The organism is Variovorax sp. 10N420, from assembly GCF_056394705.1.
Genome location: NZ_JBFTIJ010000001.1, coordinates 66,456 through 91,130, shown reverse-complemented (window position 1 = coordinate 91,130; position 24,675 = coordinate 66,456). Strand labels below are relative to the sequence as shown.

Below are 24,675 nucleotides of genomic sequence, written 5' to 3'. Positions count from 1 at the left end.
GTCGAGGCGCGGCTCAGGAGAAGGTCGGCCCCGGCGCCGGACCCCACGCAGGATCGCTGCCGAAGCTCCCCGCGAGACGGGTCAACAGCTTCGACCGCGTCGCGGCGATGCTCTTGTCGTCGTCCGTGCGAAAGCGCAGTTCGAGTTGCGCGGTGGTGCCGTCGATGCGGGTCAGTACGCAGGAGCCCACCGCATCGGGCCCGAGTGTGTCGGTCGCAACCGCAAGCGCCCGCGAGCAGGCCGCGTCGATGTCCGCATCGCGGCCGATTCCGATCTCAACCTTCATCGGAAAATGCGGGGTGTTGGCCGTCAGGTTGATCGTCACTTGGCTCGCGGCGACGCTGTTCGGAAGCACCACCATCCGTCCGTCCCAAGTCCTCAGCGTGGTGTAGCCCAGCGAGATGATCTCCACCTCGCCGACCTCGGTGCCGCTCGGCGCGGTGACCTGCAGCGTGTCACCCAGACGAAACGGGCGGTAGATGGTGATGGCGACGCCCGCCACCAGGTTTCCCAGCGTGCTTTGTGCGGCCAGGCCGATGACGACGGAAGCCACGCTGGCACCGGCCAGCAGCGCAGTGCCCATGGCCCGCAGCGCAGGAATGAGATGCGCATACAGGATCAGTGCCAGCACCCAGATCAGCGCAGTTGCCAATTGCTGCACGAAGTTGATCGTGGTGCGGTCGATGTATTCGCGCCGCGTCATCGCCTTGTGCACGGCCAGCGTCAGTCCGCGCGACAGGATCGACGCGCCCACCATGAACAGAACAAGATAGATCAAGGCCCCGACCAGCGTGTCGGGGCCCAGGAAGGAAAGCAGGTCGATTCCCCCCACTGTCAGCGCGTGCATGTCTTTCGCCTCTGGCTTTGCGTGAATGTGGCCTCGCAGTCTAGACACGCGCCGCGGCGAGCCGCGTAGGACCTCGCCGATGCGAATGTGGAGGGTCTCCGGTCTGCTCCGGCAGGGTTTCTGTGGGTCGGATACATCGACGACCGGTGATACGCTGCACCGCGATCCAAACAACCACAGAGACACATGCGCAAGCCAAGATCCCTCTCGACTGCACGAAAGACATTGCTCGCCCTCGCCGCGCTGGGGGCGCTCACAGGCATCGCGCGGGCCGACGTGCTCGACGACGTGAAGGCGCATGGCGTCGTCAAGTGCGGCGTCACGCTGGCCGCGCCGGGTTTCTCGGCCGAAGACAACGCCGGCAAGCGCGAAGGCTTCGACGTCGACCTGTGCAAGGCCATCGCCGCCGCGACGCTGGGCGACGACACGAAGATCCAGCTCGTGCCGATGGACCTCAAGACGGCCTTTGCCGGACTGCCCACCGGTGCTGTCGACGTGCTCACGCACCGCTTTACATGGACGCAAAGCCGCGACGTGAGTGGCCTCAAGTTCCCGAAGGTGATGTTCTTCGACGGCCAGGGCTTTGCCGTCACGACCAAGTCCAAGGCCAGCAAGATCGCCGACCTGAACAACGCCACGATCTGCACGGCGCAGGGCAGCACGTCGGAACTCATCGTGGCGGACTACTTCCGCGCGCACAAGCTCAAGTACAAGATCGTGACCTTCGCCTCGCAGGAGCAGGCGTGGGACGCTTTCGTCGGCAAGCGCTGCGACGCGGCCATCAACGACCGCTCGGGCCTGGCGGCGCGGCTCGCCAAGCTGCCGAATCGCGATGAGTTCAAGGTGCTGGCCGAGACCGTTTCCAACGAGCCCATCGGGCCGATCGTGGCGCAAGGACAGCCGCGGTGGGAAGCCCTCGTGCGCTTCACCATGAATGCGCTGGTGGCGGCGGAAGAACTCGGCATCACGCAAGCCAACGTCGACGAGCAGCGCAACTCGCAAAGCCCGGACGTTCAGCGCCTTCTGGGCACGACGGGCGACTTCGGCGTCAAGCTCGGCGTGAACCCGGACTGGGCCTACAAGGCGATCAAGGCCGTGGGCAACTACGGTGACGTGTGGGATCGCAACGTCGGCCCGAAAACCGCCCTGCGCCTTGACCGTGGCCGCAATGCACTGGTCGCCAACGGCGGCCTGATGATGGCGATTCCAGTCCGTTGAAGAGACAAGCTCGCAAGATGTCCCGCGCCGTTCTCATCGAACGGCTGCCGGGGTATGTCCTGCAGCTTTCGTTGCTGGCCGTGATCGGATGGCTGGCGTGGCGCGGCGTCTCGAACTTCCTCACCAATGCGCACACGCTCGGCGTCTCGATCGGCTGGGGCTTCCTGCGCACCGAAGCGGGCTTCGAGATTGCGCAGGCGCTCGTCCCGTTCGGGCCGGCATCGACCTACGGCCACGCCATCCTGGTGGCGACGCTCAACACGCTGCTGGTCGTGACGCTGGCCATCGTGTTCAGCACGCTCATCGCACTCTTCATTGCATTCGGACGGCTCAGCACGCATCCGCTGGTGCGCGGGACTTCGACAACTTACGTCGAGGTGTTTCGCAACATCCCGATGCTGCTGCAGATCTTCTTCTGGTACTTCTCGGCGATTGCGCTGCTGCCGGACGTGGGCGAGAGCCTGCACCTCGGCCCTGCATTGCTGAACAACCGCGGACTGTTCCTGCCGCACCTGATGATGTCGGGCGCGAACGGGTTGAGCTGGGACATGCCCGTGGTGGAGGGCTTCAACGTCAGCGGCGGCTTTGCGCTCTTGCCCGAACTCATCGCGCTGACGCTGGGCCTGTCGATCTACAACAGCACTTTTCTTGCGGAAATCTTTCGTGCGGGCATCCTGTCGGTCCCGCGCGGGCAATCGGAGGCCGCTGCCACGGTGGGACTGAGCGGCGCGCGTGCCGCCTTGCTGGTGGTTCTGCCGCAAGCGTTGCGCGTGGCACTGCCTCCGGCTGCCGGGCAATACCAGACGCTCGCGAAGGCATCGTCGCTCGCCGCCGCCATCGGCTATCCGGACGTCATGCAGATCGTCGGCGGAACGGTGCTGAGCCAGACCGGCCAAGCGCTCGAGGCAATGGCGCTGGTGGTCCTTCTGTATGCGGCCATCAATCTCGCCATTGCCTTTCTGGTGAACCTGGCAAACCGCCGCTTGATGAAACGCCATGCACGTTGACACGAGCCGCTATGTGCGTGGCGCACTGATCGCCGCGCGGCCGCTTCCGGCGGCCACGACGACCGCGCTCATGCGATGGCGCAGGATCTGGTTTCCGGGGCCGGCCATGGGATTGATCTCGCTGCTGTTGCTATTGGGGGTCATCCTCATGGCATGGCGCTTTCTTGACTGGGCCGTGGTGAATGCCCATTGGACAGGCACTTCGAGCGACGCTTGCCCCGACAGCCGCGGCGCCTGCTGGGCCTTCGTGACTGCGCGATGGAAGCCCTGGCTGGTGGGCGACTATCCGTCGGACCAGCTTTGGCGCGCGTGGGCCTGCTTCGCAGGGTTCGCTTTGTTCTGGACCTGGGTGATCCGTCGCGCGCGCGGTGCCAGCCTGCAGCGCGTGTTGATCGGCTTCGTGTTGCTGCCGGTGATCTTCTTCTTGCTGTTGCTCGGCGGCGGCGTTCTGCCCTTCGTGCCGCCGACGCGCTGGGGCGGCCTGCTGCTCACTTTGGTCGTGACGCTCGCCACCTTTGCCACTGCCCTGCCAATGGGGCTCGCGCTCGCGCTCGGCCGCCGCTCCCGATTGCCCGTGGTTCGATGGCTCTGTGCGGCGTTCGTCGAATCCATGCGCTCAGTGCCCTTGCTGGTCGTGCTGTTCATCGCGGCGACATTGCTGCCGATGTTCTTGCCCAGAGGCCTGGACGTCGATCTTTTCTCGCGCGCCCTCGCCGCTTTCGCGCTGTTCAATGCAGCGATGGCGGCGGAAGTCTTTCGCGGCGGGCTGCAATCGATCGGACGCGGGCAGTTCGAAGCAGCGACGACCGTGGGTCTCAGCGACTTCATGGCGTTGCGCCTCATCGTGCTGCCCCAGGCGGTGACGGCGGTGGTGCCGGCGCTGGTCAACATCATGATTGCGATCATCAAGGAGACCACGCTTCTGTCGGTGATCGGCGTCAACGATCTGCTCGGCGCGGTCGAGACCGGTGCCAAGTCACCCGGTTGGGTGGGCGACGCCAACATCCTGACTTCGGGCCATGTCTTTCTCGCGCTCGCCTATCTTGCCGTCTGCTGGGGCCTCTCGCGCTACAGCCAACGCCTCGAAGGCTCGCGCTGACAGCGATTGAATCCTCGATGACGAACATGCCACCCGCGCCTTCCAGAGCCTCCAGCGAAGCAACCGCCACCGCCATGGTGAGGATGACGGGCATCAACAAGTGGTACGGCGACTACCACGCGCTGCGCGACATCGACCTGCAAGTGATGGCCGGCGAACGCATCGTGATCTGCGGCCCATCGGGCTCGGGTAAGTCGACGCTGGTGCGCACCATCAACCTGCTGGAGCCGTTCCAGGAAGGGCATCTGCATGTTTGCGGTGTCGAGGTCGGCGCCGACGAGATCACGCGCAGCGCGCGGCTTGCCGTGAACCGGCGCGTGGGGATGGTGTTCCAGCAGTTCAATCTCTTCCCGCACATGACCGCCCTCCAGAATCTCACGGTCGGCCCTGTGTGGGGCATGGGTGTCAGCCGCAAGGAGGCGCATGCGCGCGCCATGCACTACCTTGAACGCGTCGGTCTGCGCGACCATGCGCACAAGCATCCGGCACAGCTCTCCGGCGGGCAGCAGCAGCGCGTTGCCATTGCACGCACGCTGTGCACGAAGCCTCAGGTGGTGCTCTTCGACGAGCCCACCGCTTCACTCGACCCCGAGATGGTGAACGAAGTCTTGCAAACCATGGAGGGCCTGGCGAGTGAAGGCATGACGATGCTGATCGTCACGCACGAGATGGGCTTCGCGCGCCGCGTCGCCGACCGCCTGATCTTCATGGACCAAGGCCAGATCATCGAGACCGCACCGCCCAACGATTTTTTCGACCGACCACAAAGCCCGCGCCTGCGGGCCTTCCTGAACACTGGAGATACAAGACCATGACAGTCATCGACGTTCACACCCACATGTTCACCACCCGGTGGCTCGAACTGCTCAAGAAAGAGGGCGGGATCTACAACATCAAGATGCGGCCCGATGGCCAGCAGGAGATCTTCCGAGGCGACACCCCGGTCGTGCTTCCGCAGCGCGGGCACTTCGACTATGACCTGCGCATCAAGCACATGGATGCGGCAGGCATCGACGTGTCGGTGGTGTCGCTCACCTGCCCCAATGTCTATTGGGGCAACGAAGAGATCAGCTGCCGGGCAGCGGTGGAGTCGAACGACACGATGGCCGAGGCGCAGACCACGTACCCCGATCGCATCCGCTGGTTCACGTCGCTGCCTTGGGAATATCCACAGCGTGCCATCGAAGAGCTGCAGCGCACTTGCGACAACCGCACGGCCGGCGCCGTCGGCGTCATGGTTCTGGCGAACATCGCGGGCCGAAGCCTGACCGATCCGCTCTTCGCACCCATATGGGCCGAGATCGACAAGCGTGGCCTGCCGGTGCTCGTGCACCCGACGGACCCGCCCGGCGTCGACATGATGGACATGACCAAGTTCGACCTGAGCTGGTCGGTAGGCTTCATGTTCGACACCACGCTGGCGATCACGCGCATGATCTTCGAAGGCTTCTTCGACCAGTATCCCAATCTGAAGATCATCGCTTCGCACGGTGGCGGCACCCTGCCCTACCTCGTCGGCCGCTTCGAGAAGGGCGACGAGGTCGAGATCCCAAGCCGTCGCCAGATGAAGCGCAAACCGACCGACTACCTGCGCCACATCTACTACGACAGCATCACCTACAACCTGGGCGCGCTGCAGTACCTGATCTCGGTGGTCGGCGCCGAACACGTGATGTTCGGTACCGATTGGCCGCATCAGGTGCACGACACCAAGGGCGCATTCGCCAACACGGCAAGGCTGCCGGCCGAGCAGACCGCCGCGGTGCGCTCGGGCAACGCGCAGCGTATCTTCAAGCTCGGCTGAGGGTCCCTGCGCGCGTTCCTTTAATCGAACACCTCGTCCCCGTCAGGCTCATAGTGCGGCATCGCGTTCATGTTGTGCCGCAGTGTCGACAACGCCCAGTACATCCGCTTTCGCGCCCGGCTCTGGTTGCCAAGCGGGCGATGGTCGGGAATGGTGTGCCATGGGTTGTATGACAGCCGTTTGGCGAATTCCATCTGCGCGCGCGAGTCGAACTTCTGGCGCGGCAGCCGCAGCGTCGCGACGCTGACGCGCGGAGACAGCTTCTCGGGCCACAGCACGCCGGCGTTCTCGATCGGCATGAGGTGCGGATCGGTCTGCATCTGCACGCGGACATCGAGTTCGACGTCGCCTTCCGTGAGCGAAGCCACCATGGCCTTGCGCAGATAGTCGTCGGGCGGGCGAAACGGCAGGCGCGGTATGGGCGTGCGCTTTGGGGTCTTCGGCCATATCGAATACTGCATCGCCTGCCCTTCGCCCATCAGGTAAGGCACGCAACTGAAATACGGCGCCTCGAAGGGACTGCTCTGGGTCTTGATGAACAGCGACTGCATGATCAGATCGAGCATGTGCGACTCACGCAAGTTGACGAAATAGAAGATCTGCGCGTTCTTCACGCTCTCGATCTGCAATGCCGCATTGCACCTGGCGTCGGGCGTGACAAAGGTCGGGGTCGAGACCGCGAACATGTCCAGCGTGTGCTTCTCGTCGTCCATCAGCTTCGGTCCGGGGACGCCCATCAGCTTGATACTGATGCTCATGAAGCCCACGTCGTCGATGTCCGGCGTGATGTAGGGGCCGGGCCCTGAAAAGCGCACCCACGCAGGAAACGTCTGCGCATTTGCGTAGATGCCGCGCTTCATGTGCTCCGGTATGTCGTCGTGCACGATGAATTCGCCGCGCACGATGCCTTGCGTCTTGGTGTTGCCGCCGCGCTCGAAGCCGCCGGGTTTCCAGAGGTCGGTCATTTGCCGCGTGAAGCTCTTGACGATCGAATCCGTGAAGCTCTCCTCGTCCGGCAACAGCCGTTCTTCCGCAATCTGGAGCCCTTCGTCCGTGCGACGGCTGTTGATCAGGGAGGTGGCCAAGCGCGCGAGCGGGTCACGCAGGAGCGCATCGAAGGCCGGCCGCACAAAGGGATCGAAGCGGCGTTCGATGCGGATCATCGCCATGCCCGCATCGCTCACCAGATTGCGCCAGGCGGACCCCGTATTGGCCCGAGGCGTGGGGCGGCTCACGTTCGAGTTCATGGTTCGATCCTCGAGATGTACCGCAGCGCGCGCAGTCCCGGCAGGAAGAAGTAGGCGCCGCCGAGCACGGTGACGAACTGCGGCAGTCCGCACACCCGCCGCGATGGGCCGGAAGGCACTGGCATGGAAAAGCTGCCGGCGGCGGTGCCGTCAACGCGCGGCAGATGGCTTCCGATGAGCGGATCGCTCTCGTCGGCAAGGCCGTCGAACCGGACGCCCGACAACCATGCGGACTGCACGAACTCGAACTGACGTGCGATGTTCGCGCCAAGGCAGATGAAGTGCAGGCCGATGCCCTCACCCGCACTGCGGCCCGCGAGGGCATCGTCCAGCGTCATGCCAGGGCCGTACTCGCGGCCGCGGCGCAGCAGCCGATGAAAACGCGTCGACGACACGAGGTCGTTGGCAAGCGCGTCGGCATCGAAGCCGAGCGTGCGCACCGCCCACGAAATGAATCCCGGCTCTCCCGGCGGAAGATCGGCGTTGCGGGGATTGCTGCGCCGGATGTGCGCACCGACCGGACAGCGCACGCCCCTGATGTCATCGCGGTAGGTGAAGGTATTGAGAGGATCGCTCTCGCCGTCGATGGCTTCATCGGGGCGGCCCATCAGCGGCTCGCCTTCCATCGTTCGTCCCACCATCGCTTCGGCCAACTGCTTGCGCGCTACAGGATCGCCTTGCGCTTCGCGGTCGATGAAACGCCAGAAGCCGCCGACGTCTTGCTCCAGTTGGCGAAGCACCAGGTAGCTGCCGTTGAGGCCGAGGTCCGCCTTGTCCGGATCGTCTTCGGCGCGCGCGAGCACCGCGTCGGGGTCGCGCTGTGCGTCGAGCAAAGGCCGATCGGTGAAGCTCCCGTACTCATTTGGATAGCCGAGCAGGTATTCGCCGAGGCACGAGAGATTGGTGTAGTCCTGGCGCTCGTGGTCGCGTGGCGCACGCTCGCGTTGCCAATCGACCGTGGGTTCCGAGATACCGTCGACAAATCCGAAGGGCTCGACGCCGTCCATGTCGGAGGTGTCGAGGATGGCCAACTGCTCGAAGCCTTCCTCCGCGCCAGCCATGGCGATGCCGCCCCAGTCGATCAGCCCGCCAGGCAATGCGTAGAGCATCACCATCACATGCGGCATCGTGTCGTCGGTGCCGCCCCAATGCCAGTGCGCCGGATCATTCGCACCGACATCGCCGAGGCGGCGCGCGCGACTGGAGTCGCTGCTCATGCCGACGATGAACTCGGACGAGAAGCCTTCGATGATGTCTTCGCCCACACCGAGTGCACGCAAGCCGGCACTGGTGAATGCGATCTGCAGCGCCGTCTCCGGCGGCGAATCGCGTCGCGTCGCACTGGTGACGGGCGCGGCGGCCAGCCATGCGCGCGCGGCCTCGGCGTTCGTCACGCGCAGCAGCAGAAAACACGCCTGCGTGAGGCGTCCATAGCCAAACCGCACAAGGCCCTGGACATCGCCGTAGTCGACCGATCTTGCAGGGCGCGCCGTCATAGAAGCCTCAGCCATGCGAGCGCTTGCGCGTCGCTCATGGTCGTCATTTCGAAGCCGTCGCGAATGCGCTGGTTGCGGTCGAGATCAGTGAGAGTGAGCCCGGGGTAGGCCTTGTACCAGACCTGTGTCGGCAACTGGTGCCGGCGCTGGTAGTACTTGAAGCGAAGTTCGTGCCGCGCGCCGCCCATCACCAGCCAGTCGGTGCGCGGCCAGCCGAATCCGTTGCTGAAGATCAGGTTGAGTCCCCATGCCGCCTTGTTGATGAAGTCGTCCATGTAGCTCTCGTGGCTGCCGTCGTAGTTGCTCGCGAACAGCACGCGCCGCTTGTCGTCGATGAACACCCAGCGCGCGAAATGGATCGTTTGCACGCGTGCCAGATGGCCTCGCCCGAAGATGTGCCGGCAGGCGTAGTTGATCAACAGCAGCACGAGTTGCGTCAGCCAGCGCCGGAACCATCCGGGCTTGACCGGCCCGAGGGCCGTGAAGCTGTTGGTGAGGTCATGGTCTTCGAGCGCCTGCATTTCAAGCACGGCTGCCCTGTCAGGGCGCGGGCAGAACTCGGGATCAGCCTTCTCTGCGCGGCGCAGCATCACGATCACAAAGGGCGACAGCACGAGCACCAGCGGCAGCAGAATGAGCCCGACCAACGGGATGCCGATGGCGTGGATGCAGTTGCGAAGTTGCCAGTCGAATGGCGTTCGCTCGGCGGAGTTCAGCAGAATGCGGCCCTCCAGTTGTTCCTCTTGCACATAGGCCAGCAATGCCCGTCGCGTGCCTTGCGGATCGGTTTGGGCAGTGCCGTCGCGCGGCACCTGCGCGGACAACGCGCGTTGCAATGCGCTGTTCTGATGAATCTGCTGCACGGTGCGGCCGATGCGGTTCACATAGCTTGCGGCCACGGGCACATCGTGTGCCAAGAGCCATGTCAAGAGATCTCGGCCGGGATCGAAATCTGCACAGTGGGCGAAGATGCGGCGCAACCCGTCGCCCGCGATGACAGCGAATTCGGCGAGTTGCGCTTGCGCAGGGCCATCGCATTCGCCAAGGAAGACCAGGTAGTTCGGCACGCCCGGCCGCTCAAGCCCGAAGACTTCGAGGTCCGCCATCGTCGTGTTGTCGAGCAGCGCAAATCGCGCGAAGTGCAAGCGCTCGAAGCCGCCGAATGGCACCAGGGTGTTCGCAGGGTCCGCCATGCCGGGCAACGCGTTCATGCTCTCCAGCAATGCCTTCAACTCGGACTCTCGACCTGCCGCGAGCGGCGCGATCACCATGAAGTGCGATTGGGGAGTCACCGCATCAGAACTGAAGACAGAAGTCGAACAACCTGTTCTTGTCCCAGTAGACCTTGCCGAGATAAAAGTTCGGTGAGATCAGCCTGATCTCGTCGCGGATCCAGTGCGCCACCAGTGAGGTGTGCGAGTAATCGATGACTATGCACTCCTTGCCATCGAGCCAGCTGTCGCCTTTTGACACCTTGGCGACGACGGCTTCCAGGCCGAAGGCCGTGACCTTGTTGATCAGTTCGCCCTTGTCCGGGTCGAACACTTTGCCCTGCCAGGTGAAGAAGTTGATGATCTTCGCGATCAGCTCCGAAACGTCGGTACCCGGGGCAATGATCGCTGTGCCCTCCGCCTCGCCCGTCGGAATGTCGCCCGCCGGGCTCTCGCGAAAGAGATCGTCGAGTTGCTGCTGCGACATATCGAGCAGTTGCTGGGCGTCATAAGCCATGCGCGTTCTCCTCCGGGGAAGCCCCTCTGTTCAGAAAGTGTCAGCCAATCGTCCAGGGTCGTCAATTTGCCGAAAGGGGTGTGCGCGCTGCTTGATGTAACAGCGCGTCCGCAGCCTTTTCGGCGACCATGTAGACGGCGGCCACGACGAAGAAGCCCGGTATGCGTGGGAACACAGACGCATCGACAACGCGCAGCCGCTTCACGCCATGCACTGCGAAGGCACTGTCCACGACACCGCCTTCGCTTTCCGGGCCAATGGGGCATGAGCAGGAGGCGTGGTGTCCCCACGCGGTATTGCGCACGTAGTTGGACAGCACCTCGTCGCTCTGCACGTCCGGCCCCGGCGCGATCTCTTCCGCGATCCATCCGCTCTTGAGCAATGGCTCCGTCATGCGCCGCACGAAGCGGATCGCCTCCAGCATGGCCTTCAGGTCTTCGCCGGCTTCGTCGCTGCTTTTGTCGAAGTAGTGGAAGTCAACCAGAGGCGTGTCGCGCGCATCGGCCGAGCGAAGGTGCACGGTGCCTGCGCGATTGCGCGTATGTGCCTTCAACACCGCCCAGGTCAGACAGTCGTGGTTGTCGCGAATCCAATTCGAGAAGCCGCTGAAATAGCCTTCGAAGCGCGCCAGCAACGCCATGCAGAAGAGGTCCGGTTCATGCCCCCTGCCCTTTGCGCCCTTCGACCGCTGAACCACCCCCAGTGCGATGCCGTTCGATGCGTACATGCCCGAGTCGCCCTGGTTCCAGTGCCGCCACAAGGTGTCGTCCCGATCGAAGCGGGCGCCCTTCAGCACTTCCCAGGGATCGCGCATGCGATGGGTGATGGCGACTTCGTACCGGTCCTGCAGATTGCGCCCGACGCCGGGCAGGTCGACGCGCACCTCGATGCCATGCACCGTCAGTTCCGACGCCGGCCCAATGCCCGACAGCATGAGCAGTTGCGGCGTGTTGAAAGCGCCGCCGCAGAGGATCACTTCGCGCCGCGCCATCACCTCCCGCCGCTCGCCGGCTTCTTCGCTCGGCTTGGCATGCGCGCGATACAGCCGATCGCCCTTCAGGTATTCCACGCCGCGAGCGCCGCCGTCCGCATCAAAGAGGATTCGTGTCGCCAGCGCGCCGAGTTCGAGGTGCAGCCGGTCGGGATGCCTTTGCGCCACGCCGAGAAGCCGCTCCCGCACGCCCACGCGCCGATGGTTGGAAGTTGCGAGCGGGGTGTAGCAGATGCCTTCGAAGCTGCCGCCGCGCAGGCGCCGCGAGTTGGGGTCGCCCAGGCCGCCGCGAACCCATCGGAGGGTACTCAGCAATGGGCTCGGCAGGCTGCTCGCGAAGGCGTGCGCCGTGTCGCGCAACACGCGCACAAGGCCGTCATCGCCGAGCACGGTCATGGGAATGGCCTTCTCGGTGCGGAGCCACCCCTGCCAGCCGTGCCCGGTGGGATCGAGCCCCAGGTGCCGCAACGCACGCCAGACGGGGCGATGCCGGCAGTCCTCGACGCGCCAGGCATACCGCCGCATCGAAGATGCTCGCCAGGACAAGTCGCCCGTCAGCTTGGCGATGTGGTTCCAGTCCGAAGCGTGCGGCAGCATGAAGATCATCGCGTTGTGCGACGTGCAGCCGCCAAGGCCCGCCGCGCGCGGATAAAGAACGCCCTGCCCCGGCGAATATTTCCAGTCCTTGGCCTGCTGGATGTCGTCCGCGTAGTGCCGAACATGAAAGTTCCAGCTCATGGCTGCGTTCTCGCACGCGAAAGCATGAAAGCCCGGCACATCGTAGTCATCCGGAAGGCGCTCATCGCCGCTGCGCGGATCACCGCCGGCCTCGATCACGAAGACGCGCATGCCGGCTTCGGCAAGCCGTGCCGCCAACGTGCCGCCACCCGCACCCGATCCGACGATGACATAGTCCCAGTCGTTCGTTTCGGCTCCGGGCATGGACGCGATCGGCGGACGGCGATCAGAAGGTCTTCAGGAACGAGATCAGCGCGTGCTTGTCTTCGTCGCTCAGTTCCGGTTCATGGCCGAAAACTTTTTCGTCGGCGCTCAAGCCGTCCTGGCGATTGAACTGCGCCGTGCCGAAATAGTGCCCCCGGTTGACGACGAAGTCGGGGCACTTGCTCAACGCGAGCATCGGCTCCTTGACGGCCGCGAAGTGCTTGCGGAGCTCTTCGTCGGTGGCGCCCGCAGGTGCCGTCGCGAGTGTCTGCTTGAGGGCAACGAGCAGCTCACCCGCGTCTTTCACGTGTCCGGCAGTCTCGCCAACAGTGTCGGCCTCGGCGCGCAGCTTGATATTCGCAAGCAAGTTCACCGGCACGCCCTGTGGAATGGGGCCGAGCTCGATGTCGCCCCCCTCCTTGAAGAGCCACGGTAGCCAGCGATGCAGCGATCCCTGCATGGGCTGCAGCGGCTCCGGCACAAAGCCGGCCGGGATCGTGAGCGTGCTGCGTTCGGTCGTGCGGTCGATCGTGCCCAGCACCTTCGCGCCCAGCACCGAATCGCCCTTGCGCTTCTCCGGCCACAGCATCTGCTCGATCGATTGGTCGAAGACCTTCATGCGGACCTCGACCGATGGATTGTTCTCCGCATCGGCTTCACCCACTGTGTTGTTGAGCAGGAAAGGCGCGGTCGACCAGATACTGATCAGCGAAGGTACGCGTGTGAAGCCGCGGCCGCCCGCGGGCATGACATAGGGCCTGGGCTCGCCGGTGAAAGGGTCGCTCACGGTGATGGTGCCCACGGACGGCAGGCTCTTGTAGGTCTGCGACGAGAAGTTGTCCCAGATATTCCCCTGCAGCGCATTGGTGGCGAGCGGGCTGCAGGCGTTGGTCCTCAGCAGTGTCACGGGCACGCGCTGGTCGGACGAGAGATAGTTGCCATCGAGAAAGTCCGGCGTCTGGACGATCTTTCGCATCTGCGCCTTGTAGTCGTCCGTCTGTGTCCAGCCCCAGTAGCGCTTGAAGCATTCGACATAGCCGGGCCCCGCGCAACGCGCAGGCGTCAGGTCGAGCGATGCCGGTGGCGGCGGTCCCTTGCTGGAGTGGCATCGCGCGCAGGTGTCGGCAAAGGCGATCTTGCCGCGGTCCACCGTGGCGGTGTCGGCGGTGAGGTACTTGTCTCCGCCCGGTGCGTCCTTCAGGTGATCGGGCCGCGCTGCCTTCAGGAAGAACAAGGCGGTGTCGAAGGTACCCGCTTCCGTCGCCTGCCAGTAGCTCGAGTTCTTCTGCGCGGAGGCGATCTTGATCGGCGTGATGGTCTTGCCGCCGGCGACCGGATTGAAATGAAGCAGCCATTCCTCGCTGAAAAGGCCGATGTTGAGGTACACCCGATTGAGCGCACCCAGAAGGCCCACCGAATCGGCACCGTCCTTGAGAACGCGCGGCGTGTGGACGCTGTCGTTGGCCTTGGAGAAGAAGTCCGTCAACGGCCCTTCAGTCACGAAATCGTTGAACTGCCTGTTATTGAGTTCGCCGCCGGTGAGCTTTTCCTGTCCGAGGCGGCTGGCGAGTCCCATGCGCGGCATGAATTCATACACCGCATTCATGGTGCGAGGATTGTTGATGCTGTCGGTGGACACCAGCGATGTGTCCATGGTGCCCGGCCGGTACGTATGGGCCAGCTGGAACATGTAGTTCGTCCGCCCTTCCGGCTTGTTCGAGTTGTGGATGAAGAGCCGGTCCACCCACATGTACTGCGCGCCCACCGATGAACTCAGGTTCTCGAACTTGGGGTTGTTCGGGTCCGCTGGCGGCTTGACGGGGCTCGGCCCCAGATGGCAGAAGCCGCACGACATGCCGACGCGGTACGGCCGCACGAGGTCCTTGCGGTTGTAGTAGTTCGGGTCGGTGTAGTACTTCTCCGCATCCCACTCCTTGGCCGCCTTCTCATCGAACGCCGGATTGGGAAAAAGACGCAGACCCGCAATGCCCGTCGCCCATCCGTAGTAGGAACCGACAGGTTGCGTCGTGCCATCGCCGAGCGATTTGCCCCGCGAGCCCACCGCCACGCCCGGGTACTTGCTTTCGTTCTCGAATGGATCGGGCGCGCAGCCCTTGCTGCGGACATCGAGCCACAGTCCGCGCCGGTCCTTGTCGGGGCCGGCGGCGTTCTCGAAGCAGGGTTCGTTCACCAGCCCGAAGTACTTCCACCGGTTGGCGCGCGAATAGCCTTGGCTCGGATGCGAGCTGATGATCTTCAGCAGGTCGAACGCGCCGAAGGTGTAGTCGGTCATCTGGCTCCAGAAGCGGTCGTTTCCGCCGCTCCAGACCAGCCACATGTTGCGGCCCTTGATCTCTTCCGGCGTCAGCGAAATGCCGCCGTCCATGTCATGGAAGTAGTCCTCGCTCGCCTGGGGAAACGAAGCCGCGTCCCGGCCGGCGAGCCGTGCCTCGTCCAGGACTTCGCCCGGTTGCGGTCCCTTGGAGCAAGCCGCCAGCAAAGCGCAAGCGAGCATGGGCCACAACGCTGCCGCGCGCCAGCAAGCTCGGATCATTGCCATTTCTCCTGCGTCTCCGGGTTCGACGTGAGGCGCAGTGTGGTGGGGGGCCGGCTGCTTGCCTATCGGCCATGCGCGGTAATTCGAAGGGCGTACGCGGTCGAAGGAGGTACGCTGCGGAGGGCTCTGTGCACAGTCCCTGTCAAGCCGTTCGCAGTCGCGCCGATGCGCAAGACCGGGACGCGAAAGTTGGCTAGGATGCGCCGACGATCCGTCGACCTGAGGTTTCAGAGGATTCAATTGCCTTACAGCTCACCGGGAAGCCGCACGCACCGGACCACAGCCTCCTGCTTTCTTCTGCTGGTGCTTGCGATTGGCGGATGCGGCAATCGACAGGAATCCCCCGCGCCCGCGCAGATGCTTCCGACGGTGCTGGTCGTCACCTTGACTGCCGCGCCGGTGGCCAACATCGTCGAACTGCCCGGGCGGATCGAGCCCGTTCGCACGGCCGAGGTGCGCGCCCGGGTCGACGGCATCGTCGAGCGCATGCTGTTCGATGAAGGCAGGGATGTCGAGGCCGGCGCGCCGCTGTTCCAGATCGACCCGCGCGACACCCGGGCACTCCTGCAGCAAGCCCAGGCCGCATTGAAGCGGGCCGAGGCCTCTCGCGTCAATGCCGCATCGATCGTAAATCGCTTCGAGCCGCTGGTGAGCCGCCAGGCCGTGAGCGCGCAGGAGTTCGACGCCGCCTTGGCCACGCTGCGCCAGGCCGAAGCGAACGTCTCCGATGCGAGCGCGGAAGTCACCCGCGCGCAACTGAAGGTCAATCGCAGCACGGTCCGCGCGCCCATCGCAGGTCGCGTCGGCCGCGCGCTTGTCACCGAGGGCGCACTCGTCAGTGCCAGCGCAGCCACGCTGATGACGCAGATCAACCAGCTCTCGCCGATCTCGGCCACCTTCTCGCAATCCAATTCGGAGGTCCTCGATTTCGAGCAGCAGATCCGCTCCGGGCTGATCAAGGTCCCTGACATGTCGCACATCGAGGTGCGCCTGATCCTCTCCAACGGCCGTGAGTACGAAGAGCGCGGCTTCCTCGATTTCACCGATCTGGTGGTCGACCCTTCCACCGGCAGCCAGACGATTCGCGCGCGCTTTCCCAATCCCAAGCGCGTTCTTTTGCCCGGACAGTTCGTGCGCGGACGCATTGCAGCCGGCGTGAGCAAGATGGGTCTCACTGTGCCTGAGCGCGCCATCCAGCTCGACGGCGCCAACGCGAGCGTCACCACCGTCGCCGAAGACGGCACCGTGGTGCGGCGCCCCGTGGTGCTCGGTCCGCAGATCGATGGCGGCTGGATCGTTCGCGACGGCCTCTCTGCGGGAGAAAAGGCCGTGGTCGACGGCTGGCACAAGATCCAGCCCGGCCAAAGGGTCAACGCGCAGCCCGCCCCTGCCCCCGTCCGATGAATCGCTTCTTCGTCTATCGCCCGGTGTTTGCCTGGGTGATTGCGCTGTTCACCGCTCTCTTCGGCTTCATTGCGATCTTGCTGCTTCCCGTCGAGCAGTTTCCGGACGTCGCGCCGCCAGCGCTCAATGTCTCGGCCGTCTTCAACGGCGCCGACGCGCAGACGCTCGACCGAACCGTCACCTCGATCATCGAGAACGAGATGAACGGGATCGAGAACTTCCTGTACATGTCGGCCATCAGCCGCTCGAACGGGACCGCGCAGATCACCGTCACGCTCAGGCCCGGAACCGACCTCGACGTCGCGCGCACGCAGTTGCAGGACCGCTTGAGCCGGGTCGAACCGCGCCTGCCGATGGAAGTCCGGCAGATGGGCGTGACGGTCACGAAGTCTTCGTCCGGCTTCCTGATGCTGGTCGCGCTGCAGTCGACCGACCCCGCGACCAACGCCCTGGAGATGGGCAACTTTGCATCCAACAACATCGTCAACGAGCTGCGCCGCATTCCGGGTGTGGGTGATGTGCAGCTCTTCGGGTCGTCCTATGCGATGCGCATCTGGCTCGACCGCGACAAGCTCTCGGGCTTCGGCTTGGCGGCGAGCGAAGTGTTGACGGCCGTGCAGGAACAGAACAGCCAGACCGCAGGCGGCGGGCTCGGCGATCAGCCCGTCACGGACACCGCCGAATTCAATGCCCGCATCGTCCTGCAGGGCCGCTTCTCCACGCCGGAGCAGTTCCGGCAGATCATCGTGCGCGCGAACCCTGGTGGGTCGACCGTCCGACTCGGAGACGTCGCACGCGTGGAGCTGGGCAACGACAGCTACGGCTTTCGCTTCGCAGTCAATGGCAAGCAGTCCGCCGGCATGGCGATCCAGCTTGCAAGCGGTGCGAACGCGCTGGCCGTGGCGAGCGCCGTGCGCGCACGGTTGACCGAACTGCAACGGACCTTCCCGCCGGGCATGCAATGGATCGTGCCCTTCGATACAACGCCATTTATCACGACGTCCGTGCAAGGCGTTGTGCGCACCATGGTCGAGGCCTTGTTGCTGGTCACGGTGGTGGTGTTTCTCTTCCTGCAGAACTGGCGCGCAACGCTGATCCCGACGCTGATCGTGCCGATTGCGCTCGTCGGCACATGCCTCGGGCTCCTGCTCTTCGGCATCACCATCAACCTGCTGTCGCTGTTCGCGATGGTCGTTGCAATCGGCATCCTGAACGACGATGCAATTGTGGTCGTCGAGAACGTCGAGCGGCTCATGCGCGAAGACGGCCTCAATCCGCGGCAAGCCACTGTCAAGGCCATTGGCCAGATTTCCGGCGCGGTGATCGCGAGCACGCTGGTGCTGATGGCGGTGTTCGTGCCGATGGCATTCTTCCCTGGGTCGACCGGCGGCATCTACCGGCAGTTCTCGGTCACGCTGACGGTGTCGATCTTCCTGTCGACACTGCTCGCGCTCACGCTGGGCGCGGCACTGTGCGCGACGATGCTCAAGAACGACGCCACGGCGAGCGATGGCAGCAAACCCGCCCCCCGAAATGCCGCCGCCCGCGCCTTGCACTGGGTGTTCGCGCGCTTCAACAGCGGCATGGACAAGACCACCGCGAAGTACACGCGCAGCGTCGGCGCCATGCTGAGCCGGCCGGTGCGCTGGCTGCTTTTGTTTGTCGTGGCCTGTGTGGCCACCGCCTATTTCTTCATGCGGCTGCCCGGCGGGTTCTTGCCGACCGAAGACCAGGGCCACATCTTCGTTTCATACACCGGTGCGCCCGGCTCGACCATGGAGCGCACGCAGCAGGCAGTCGACCAGGCCGAGGCCTTCCTGTGGCAGCAACCCCAGGTGCGCAACATCGCGTCCGTGTCGGGATTCAGCTTCTTCGGACAGGGCCAATCGGCGGCTCTTTCGTTCGTCGATCTCAAGCCATGGTCGGAGCGACCCGGCGCCGAGAATTCGGCCGAAGCTCTCGTGCGGCGCGCCAACGGGGCCTTCGCGCACATTCCGCAGGCGCTGATCTTCGCGCTCAGCCCGCCGCCGATCCAGTCGCTCGGCAACGCCACCGGCTTCACCATGAAAGTGCTCGATCGCAGCGGCGTCGGCGGCGAAGCCTTGCAGCGGGCCAGTCGGCAGATCATGGCCGAGGCTGCGCGCAGTCCGATCCTTGCCGGCGTGCGGCCCGATGGCCTGCCGGATGCGCCGCAACTCTATGTCGAGATCGACCGCATCAAGGCGCGCGCCCTGGGCTTGCAGATTGCGCAGGTCAACCAGATGCTGTCGCTGACCTTCGGCTCCAGCTACGCGAACGACTTCATCTACGAAGGCAACGTGCTGCGCGTTTTCCTGCAGGCCGACGCTTCGCAGCGCATGCGGCCGGAGGACGTCGGCGCGCTCAGGCTGCGCAACAACCTGGGCGACATGGTTCCCTTCTCGGCTTTTACGCGGGTGCGCTGGTTGTCAGGGCCGCAGCAGCTCGAACGCTACAACGGCTTTCCATCCGCCACGCTGTCCGGCCAGGCCGCTCCAGGGCAGTCGAGCGGCGCGGCGCTGGCGGAGATGGAACGCATCGCCGGACAGGTGCTAACCGGCAGCATGGCCTACGAGTGGACCGGCACAGCGTTCGAGGAAAAACAAGGCGCGGGCCAGATCGGCTTGCTGCTCGGCCTTTCGCTGGTGATCGTGTTCCTGCTGCTTGCCGCACTGTACGAGAGCTGGGCGATTCCGGTGGCGGTGCTGCTCATCATTCCTTTCGGCGTGATCGGTGCGGTGTTGTTCACCATGGCGCGCGGCATGTCTGCGGACGTGTACTTCAATGTCGGCCTCATCACCATCATCGGCCTGGCCGCGAAGAACGCCATCCTGATCATCGAGTTCGCGATCAAGGACGAGAGCGAAGGCAGTGACGCCATCACTGCCGCGAAAAACGGCGCGCAGCAGCGGCTGCGCCCGATCTTGATGACGAGCCTGACCTTCGTGCTCGGGATGCTGCCCTTGGTGCTCGCGACCGGCGCGGGCGCCGCCAGCCGACAGGCAGTCGGCACCGGCGTCATGGGCAGCATGTTGACGGCGACCATCTTCGGTGTCTTCTTCACGCCGCTGTTCTACGCTGCGGCGCGCCAATGGCTCAGCAGGAAGAAGAGCTACAGCGAAGAGGAAGACCTGAAAGACCTGAAAGACCTGAAAGACCTGAAAGACCTGAAAGACTTGAAAGTCTTGCGCAAGGACGCTGCCGACGATGCGTAGTCCCGCCCTTCCCGTTCTTCCCGTCCTTGTCGTGGCCGCATGCCTATCGCTCGCCGCATGCAACCAGGCGCCGCTCTACCGGCAGCCCGACCTGCCGGTGGCCGATCGTTTCGCATCGGACGACAGCGCCGATGGCAAGCAGTTGGCAACGCAGATCGCCTGGCAGAGCTTCTTCGGCGATCCGCAACTGAAGTACCTCATCGCACAGGCCCTTGCGAACAACCGGGACCTTGCAGCGTCGGTCGCTCGTGTTGCGCAGGCGCGTGCGCTCTACAGGATCGAGGACGCCCAGCGCCTCCCGCAGTTGAACGTCAACGGGGCCGCTTCGCGCAACCAGGCCCCGCTTGCGTCATTCGATCCCGCGCTGGCGGTGACTGACACGTCCATCACCTACAACCAGTACAGCGTCCAGGCCGCGCTGACTTCGTTCGAGCTGGATTTCTGGGGCCGCGTGAGCAACCTCAGCGAAGCGGCGCGCAGGCGCTATCTGGCGACTGTGGAGGCCGACCGCGCGTTTCGCCTTTCATTGATCGGCAATGTGGCGGCCACCTACTATGCCGTGCGTGCGGGCCAGGAAGGCATCGAACTGGCGGAGCGAACCCTGGCGACGCGGCAGTATGGACTAGAGATCGCGAAGTTGCGCCTGGACGCCGGGGTCACGTCTTCGGTCGACTACGACCAGGCGGCCATTCTGGTCAGGCAGGCGCAAACGCAGCTTGCCGAACTGCATCGTTCGACCGAGCAGTTGCGCAATCGGCTTTCGATCCTGGTTGGCGGCCCCATCGCGGGTACGCTACCTGAAACCCGCGCCATCGCCGATCCGGGCCAGTTCGGAGAAATCGATGCGGGGCTGCCGTCCGCGCTGCTCGTCAACCGGCCGGATGTCTTGCAGGCCGAGCAGCAGTTGCGTGCGGCCAATGCGGACATCGGTGCGGCGCGGGCTGCTTTCTTTCCACGCATCGCACTGACGGGCAACTTCGGCTACGCGTCAACCGAATTGGGTGATCTCGTTCATAGCGGCAATCAGATCTGGTCGATCGGCGGGCTGGTCACGCTCCCGATCTTCGATGCCGGCCAACGGCGCGCGCAACTGGATCAGGCGCAAGCGCGGCGCGATGAGCTTGTCGCAAGCTATCAGCGGACAGTGCAGACGGCGTTCACTGAAGTTGCCGATGCGCTGGTCGGGCGCAAGCGCTACCAGGAGCAGATCGCCGCGCAGGAGCTCAACGTCCAGGCGCAAAGACGGCTCGCCGAGACCGCCGAGCTTCGGTATCAGAACGGAATCGCGATCTACCTGGAAGTGATGGACGCGAAGCGCAACCAGTTTTCTGCGGAACAGCAGTTGATACAACTGCGCGCAACGGCGTTGCAGAACGGGGTGTCCTTGTATGTTGCGCTGGGGGGTGGGCTTGGAGATGCCGGTGCGCGGCCTACCGCGGGGCCTTGATCACTCCTGCGGCACATCGCGTGGCTATACTGCGCCGTCACTTCAAAAAAAGATGTGATCGGGATTGGTCTCCCATTGAAGCTCTGCGACGAAAGCCGCAGTCACCGCAGGACTTGCGGCTTTGCCATTCTTGCCACCATTTTTTTGGCGGCTCGGCGGGCGGGCGCAAGCCCGGCCGGTTCTCGCAAGAGCTTCCCGGTAGACCAACTCGTCGAGTCGCCGCCCTCGATTGGTCTCGAGTGCGGCGGTTTTTGCAAACCGAAGCTCTTGGAGGCCATCGATGGCTCACCCTACTTGTGCGCTCGCGCGCCACCCCATTGTTCCCGCCGTCGCGGAACATCCTTGCGACAGTGCACGAATCTGTTCCGCCACCGTCTCGACACAAGCAGTCGAGGAAATCGATGCATTGAGGACGGCGTATCGTGCCGCTGCATGCATCCGCAGCCTCGTCGCTGCCGCGCGGCCGGCTCGCCACGATGACTCATTCACGACTCCGGCCGATTTGGGCGTTCTGGTGAACTTTGTGAATGCAGAGTTCGAGCGCCGCCTGCAACTTGCCAAAGCGGCCATCGGTACTATGCAGTCCCCTTGAGGACGCGGGGCGGGTCAAAGGCTTGCCGTCGTAAGCGACGTGGAATACGACTCTGGAGCCGAACAAGGGTATGTGGACATAGGTGGCGGCCGGGATTTGCCAACATGCTTTCCGAATTGAAAAGGAGGCTTGCCTACCTGCTGGCAGATCGCATGACTTTTTTCGAGCTCGCAAGGCTCTCCATCGACACTTAGCCCTCCGTCGCGAGGCTACATGCGGAACTGGGGCCGGCCGTGCTGGCTTAGGTCATCTCAACTTCGTCAACGGCGACATGAAAGCTCCTGCGACAGACTTTGTCCGCCTGAGAACACTGCTGCTGGGTATGACGCTGGCCGTTGGTGGCTGTACTACTTACGGGGTGGTTGAGAACGTGCCCGTGACTCCGGACCACCATGGCCCTGTTTACGCATTGAGTGAGTTTGTCAAGAATCCGAACCGCCGTTCCGACGAGCTAATGCTCGCAGTCGCTTTCTCGGGTGACGGCACGCGCGCTGCGGCCCTGTCCTATGGCGTCCTTCAGGAACTGCGCGACACCCAAGTGAAGATGAATGGCCAGTCCAAAAGCCTGCTCGATACGATCGACGTCATTAGTTCGGTGTCCGGAGGCAGTTTCACGTCGCCTTGCTACGGCCTCTACGGCAATCGCATCTTCGTCGACTATGAAGAGCGATTTCTTCGCAGCGACGTCGAAGGCGCCCCGCTGCGCGGCCTGTTAGATCCCGCCCGGTGGTTCAGCAGCGACAGCCGCACCGAGATGGCGGTGACCTACTACAAGCAGGCGTTTTTCGGCGATGCGACCTTCGGCGATCTGATCAAGCGTGATGGACCGCTGATCCTGATCAACAGATCCGATCTGAGTTCGGGAGGGCGCTTCTCGTTTGTCCAGGATCGCCATCATCTCGGTCAACGCGGCGGCCGACTCGCCCGGCGGGGTCGGAGACAGCACTCGAGAGCCAAGTCTCGAGAAGACGATGAACGCCGTCGCCACGCTTCAGCAGACACAACAGAACCTCGACCGCTGGACTCGCGAACTATCGACGCCCGAACGGACCGTGAGTTCGTACTTCATCCGGCTGAGCTTCGAGGACGTGCCCGATCTTCCGTTGCGCCGCTTCCTCAATGAGATGTGCGACATGGCGCCGTCGGATGTCTTGCTGCTGCGAGGCACCATTAAATGATGCGGCTCGGTCCAGGGCGGTCTTTTTTCAGGGAGCTCGGCACGGGCACGGCGTGGTTAGTCAATGAGCGGAGACCTTGCTCCAAGGCGAATTCCCGCTTCGCGCGTCCGGCGGTCCGCCGAAAGGCGTAACGCGCCCGGCCTCGTCGGGGATGGATTTCAGGTATTCGACCAACGCCCACCGCTGCTGCTCGGTCAACAAAGGACCGATCACGCCATTGCCCCGAGGGCCGTTCTCGAACGAATGCCCAGCATTTGAATTTCCGCTCAAGGATGTATCGAACAGGAAGCTTCCCGAATTGCCGCTCGTATCGATCCCGACCTTGACGGGGTCGAACTCTCGCCCGACGTAGAACTTCTTGCTGCGCTGGCTCGCCGGGACCAACATTTCGTACAGGCTCGGGACTGAGCCGTTGTGCATGAACGGCGCGGTCGCCCAAACACCATCGCGCGGCGCTGCCTTGTAAGAATCGACCGGAGCTGGGGGTGACGGAAGCTCTCGATAGCCATTCATGACGAGCTTTTCTGCGTCAGTAGGTTTCAGTGCCTCCATGGCCCGGCGCAGAGTGCCCTCTACGAGTACTAGCCTAAGAATTTGCGTAGGGACAATGGCTTGACCTTTGTACGGAGGCGGCAGGTAGTCGCTGAACTCCCCGGTCAGCGCGTACGGCTGGGTCCTGACGAATTGGGCAGGATCGGTGCCCACGTATTTCTGAGGCACCAGACCGACTTCGAGGAAGCGCTTGCCGTACTTGTTGGGTGGGGTCCAGGTGTACGGATATGAGTTGTGGCAGGACGCACAGTTGCTGGCAAACAGCGCCTTGCCCTGACGTACCTTCTGCTGGTCGAGCTTGCCCAGAACATTTTCGGGCCATTTGGGCGGAGCGAGCCGGCTCAGCAGATCCTCAATCTTCTGAAGATTGGGCAACATGGCACCCGAGCTGAAAAGCCCTTCTTGCGGTGTCTTTGAGCGGAGGTCCATTGGCAAAAATACGCCGAGTGTTTCGCCATGATTGCGCACGAGAGGATCCTGCACTACTCCGGCCCATTGGGTCCATGAGCCCTGTGGAGCGTTCCATACAAAGGGAGGCTTGACGGGCGCCATAGGTGAAGACCAGTTCTCGGCAATGCCGGTTTCCGTCGCCAGCAGTCGGGTGGTAATCAGATTGAATGCGTCGATGCGCCCTGGCCCCCAAACCACCGGTGTTGCAATGGTTGTGGTGCGGTATGCATGAACCTGCGCCGCTTCGGTTTCAAGGCGCTTGCGCAATGCGGCCTTGGCGTCGGGGCTCGTGGCGTTCGCGCGAGAGGCCAATCGGTCGAACTTGGAGGCATCAGTCAAGGTCGCTTGCAGCGCGTCATCGAGGGCGAAAACGTATGACATGGGATCGAAGGTGTGATTGAAGCCACCATCGATACGGATCTTCTTTCCCTGATAGTTCAACTGCGCGTTGTGGCAGGCGGCACAGGTGATGGCCATGGACTCGCCCTTCCAGCGGCCTTGAGTCACGACTGTTTTGGTCAAGCCGATCGGTAACGCATCCGGATTGGTCCGTGGGTTCGGAGCCTGTGCGATCAGGCCGTAGCGTTCACTGACGGCATCGGAGCGGAACATCTCTTCGCTGCCTGCGACCTCAAGGCCCAGAAAGATGTCGTAGGAGATGATCTGGGAGCCTTGCTCTATCTGGTAGTAGGTTTCCCGATCAGCCTGCGACCATGCTTGGTTCAGATAGATGACGGAATCTGGAGATGTCTGCGCGGTGGCAAGCGGGACGAGCAAGGCAGCGGAGGCACACAAGCCACCGATGAATGCAGCCAGCACGGTCCTCGTCCAGCGTGTGTTCGATACTGTTTCGCGCATGGTGATCTCCTTCAATGGATTCATC

At 63.6% G+C, this 24,675-nt stretch carries 17 protein-coding genes; 9 read left to right on the top strand and 8 right to left on the bottom strand.

From position 1 onward, the window contains the following. Positions 1–13: 13 nt before the first annotated feature. Complete coding sequence (locus AC1DEK_RS00405; RefSeq protein WP_478123227.1) at positions 14–847, bottom strand: mechanosensitive ion channel family protein; 834 nt, start codon at positions 845–847, stop codon at positions 14–16. A gap of 186 nt (positions 848–1,033) precedes the next feature. On the opposite strand from AC1DEK_RS00405, the gene AC1DEK_RS00400 reads away from it, so the two are divergent. Genes AC1DEK_RS00400 through AC1DEK_RS00380 form a run of 5 tightly spaced genes read left to right on the top strand, consistent with a single transcriptional unit; the run spans position 1,034 to position 5,975 of the window. Next, complete coding sequence (locus tag AC1DEK_RS00400; RefSeq protein WP_478123226.1) at positions 1,034–2,065, top strand: amino acid ABC transporter substrate-binding protein; 1,032 nt, start codon at positions 1,034–1,036, stop codon at positions 2,063–2,065. Positions 2,066–2,082: 17 nt separating this feature from the next. After that, positions 2,083–3,072, top strand: a complete 990-nt coding sequence (locus AC1DEK_RS00395; RefSeq protein ID WP_478123225.1) for an ABC transporter permease subunit — start codon at positions 2,083–2,085, stop codon at positions 3,070–3,072. Further along, positions 3,062–4,171: an amino acid ABC transporter permease gene (locus AC1DEK_RS00390; protein WP_478123224.1), complete on the top strand. Its 1,110-nt coding sequence runs from the start codon at positions 3,062–3,064 to the stop codon at positions 4,169–4,171. The genes AC1DEK_RS00395 and AC1DEK_RS00390 overlap by 11 nt, the downstream gene beginning before the upstream one ends. A gap of 17 nt (positions 4,172–4,188) precedes the next feature. Then, the gene (locus tag AC1DEK_RS00385; protein WP_478123223.1) at positions 4,189–4,986 is read left to right on the top strand and encodes an amino acid ABC transporter ATP-binding protein; all 798 of its coding nucleotides are present in this window, start codon (positions 4,189–4,191) and stop codon (positions 4,984–4,986) included. Next, the gene (locus tag AC1DEK_RS00380; RefSeq protein WP_478123222.1) at positions 4,983–5,975 is read left to right on the top strand and encodes an amidohydrolase family protein; all 993 of its coding nucleotides are present in this window, start codon (positions 4,983–4,985) and stop codon (positions 5,973–5,975) included. The genes AC1DEK_RS00385 and AC1DEK_RS00380 overlap by 4 nt, the downstream gene beginning before the upstream one ends. Before the next feature lie 20 nt (positions 5,976–5,995). Here the strand turns inward: AC1DEK_RS00380 and AC1DEK_RS00375 are convergent, their stop codons facing one another. The 6 genes from AC1DEK_RS00375 to AC1DEK_RS00350 form a co-directional block, all read right to left on the bottom strand. After that, positions 5,996–7,222 (bottom strand): catalase family protein, encoded by a 1,227-nt coding sequence (locus AC1DEK_RS00375; protein ID WP_478123221.1) that lies wholly within the window; start codon positions 7,220–7,222, stop codon positions 5,996–5,998. Next, positions 7,219–8,733 (bottom strand): Dyp-type peroxidase, encoded by a 1,515-nt coding sequence (locus tag AC1DEK_RS00370; protein ID WP_478123220.1) that lies wholly within the window; start codon positions 8,731–8,733, stop codon positions 7,219–7,221. The genes AC1DEK_RS00375 and AC1DEK_RS00370 overlap by 4 nt, the downstream gene beginning before the upstream one ends. Then, entirely contained in the window at positions 8,715–10,010 is a 1,296-nt protein-coding gene (locus tag AC1DEK_RS00365) for a hypothetical protein (protein ID WP_478123219.1), read from the bottom strand. Before AC1DEK_RS00365 ends, AC1DEK_RS00370 begins: the two co-directional genes overlap by 19 nt. A gap of 4 nt (positions 10,011–10,014) precedes the next feature. Beyond that, positions 10,015–10,446 carry a hypothetical protein gene (locus AC1DEK_RS00360; protein ID WP_478123218.1) on the bottom strand — a complete coding sequence of 144 codons (432 nt, stop codon included), beginning with the start codon at positions 10,444–10,446 and terminating at the stop codon, positions 10,015–10,017. 61 nt (positions 10,447–10,507) lie between these two features. Further along, entirely contained in the window at positions 10,508–12,379 is a 1,872-nt protein-coding gene (locus tag AC1DEK_RS00355; RefSeq protein WP_478123217.1) for a GMC family oxidoreductase, read from the bottom strand. Positions 12,380–12,401: 22 nt separating this feature from the next. Beyond that, positions 12,402–14,939, bottom strand: coding sequence for a hypothetical protein (locus AC1DEK_RS00350; protein WP_478123216.1), 2,538 nt, complete (start codon positions 14,937–14,939; stop codon positions 12,402–12,404). A gap of 237 nt (positions 14,940–15,176) precedes the next feature. Here AC1DEK_RS00350 and AC1DEK_RS00345 point away from each other — a divergent pair, with 237 nt between their 5' ends. The 4 genes from AC1DEK_RS00345 (at position 15,177) to AC1DEK_RS00330 (ending at position 22,735) form a co-directional block, all read left to right on the top strand. After that, positions 15,177–16,340 (top strand): efflux RND transporter periplasmic adaptor subunit, encoded by a 1,164-nt coding sequence (locus tag AC1DEK_RS00345; RefSeq protein WP_478123215.1) that lies wholly within the window; start codon positions 15,177–15,179, stop codon positions 16,338–16,340. Further along, complete coding sequence (locus tag AC1DEK_RS00340; RefSeq protein ID WP_478123214.1) at positions 16,337–19,573, top strand: multidrug efflux RND transporter permease subunit; 3,237 nt, start codon at positions 16,337–16,339, stop codon at positions 19,571–19,573. The genes AC1DEK_RS00345 and AC1DEK_RS00340 overlap by 4 nt, the downstream gene beginning before the upstream one ends. Next, positions 19,566–21,020: an efflux transporter outer membrane subunit gene (locus AC1DEK_RS00335; protein WP_478123213.1), complete on the top strand. Its 1,455-nt coding sequence runs from the start codon at positions 19,566–19,568 to the stop codon at positions 21,018–21,020. Before AC1DEK_RS00340 ends, AC1DEK_RS00335 begins: the two co-directional genes overlap by 8 nt. An 863-nt stretch (positions 21,021–21,883) precedes the next feature. After that, positions 21,884–22,735, top strand: a complete 852-nt coding sequence (locus AC1DEK_RS00330) for a hypothetical protein (RefSeq protein ID WP_478123212.1) — start codon at positions 21,884–21,886, stop codon at positions 22,733–22,735. Positions 22,736–22,850: 115 nt separating this feature from the next. Here the strand turns inward: AC1DEK_RS00330 and AC1DEK_RS00325 are convergent, their stop codons facing one another. Beyond that, positions 22,851–24,674, bottom strand: a complete 1,824-nt coding sequence (locus AC1DEK_RS00325; protein WP_478123211.1) for a di-heme-cytochrome C peroxidase — start codon at positions 24,672–24,674, stop codon at positions 22,851–22,853. Position 24,675: the final 1 nt, after the last annotated feature.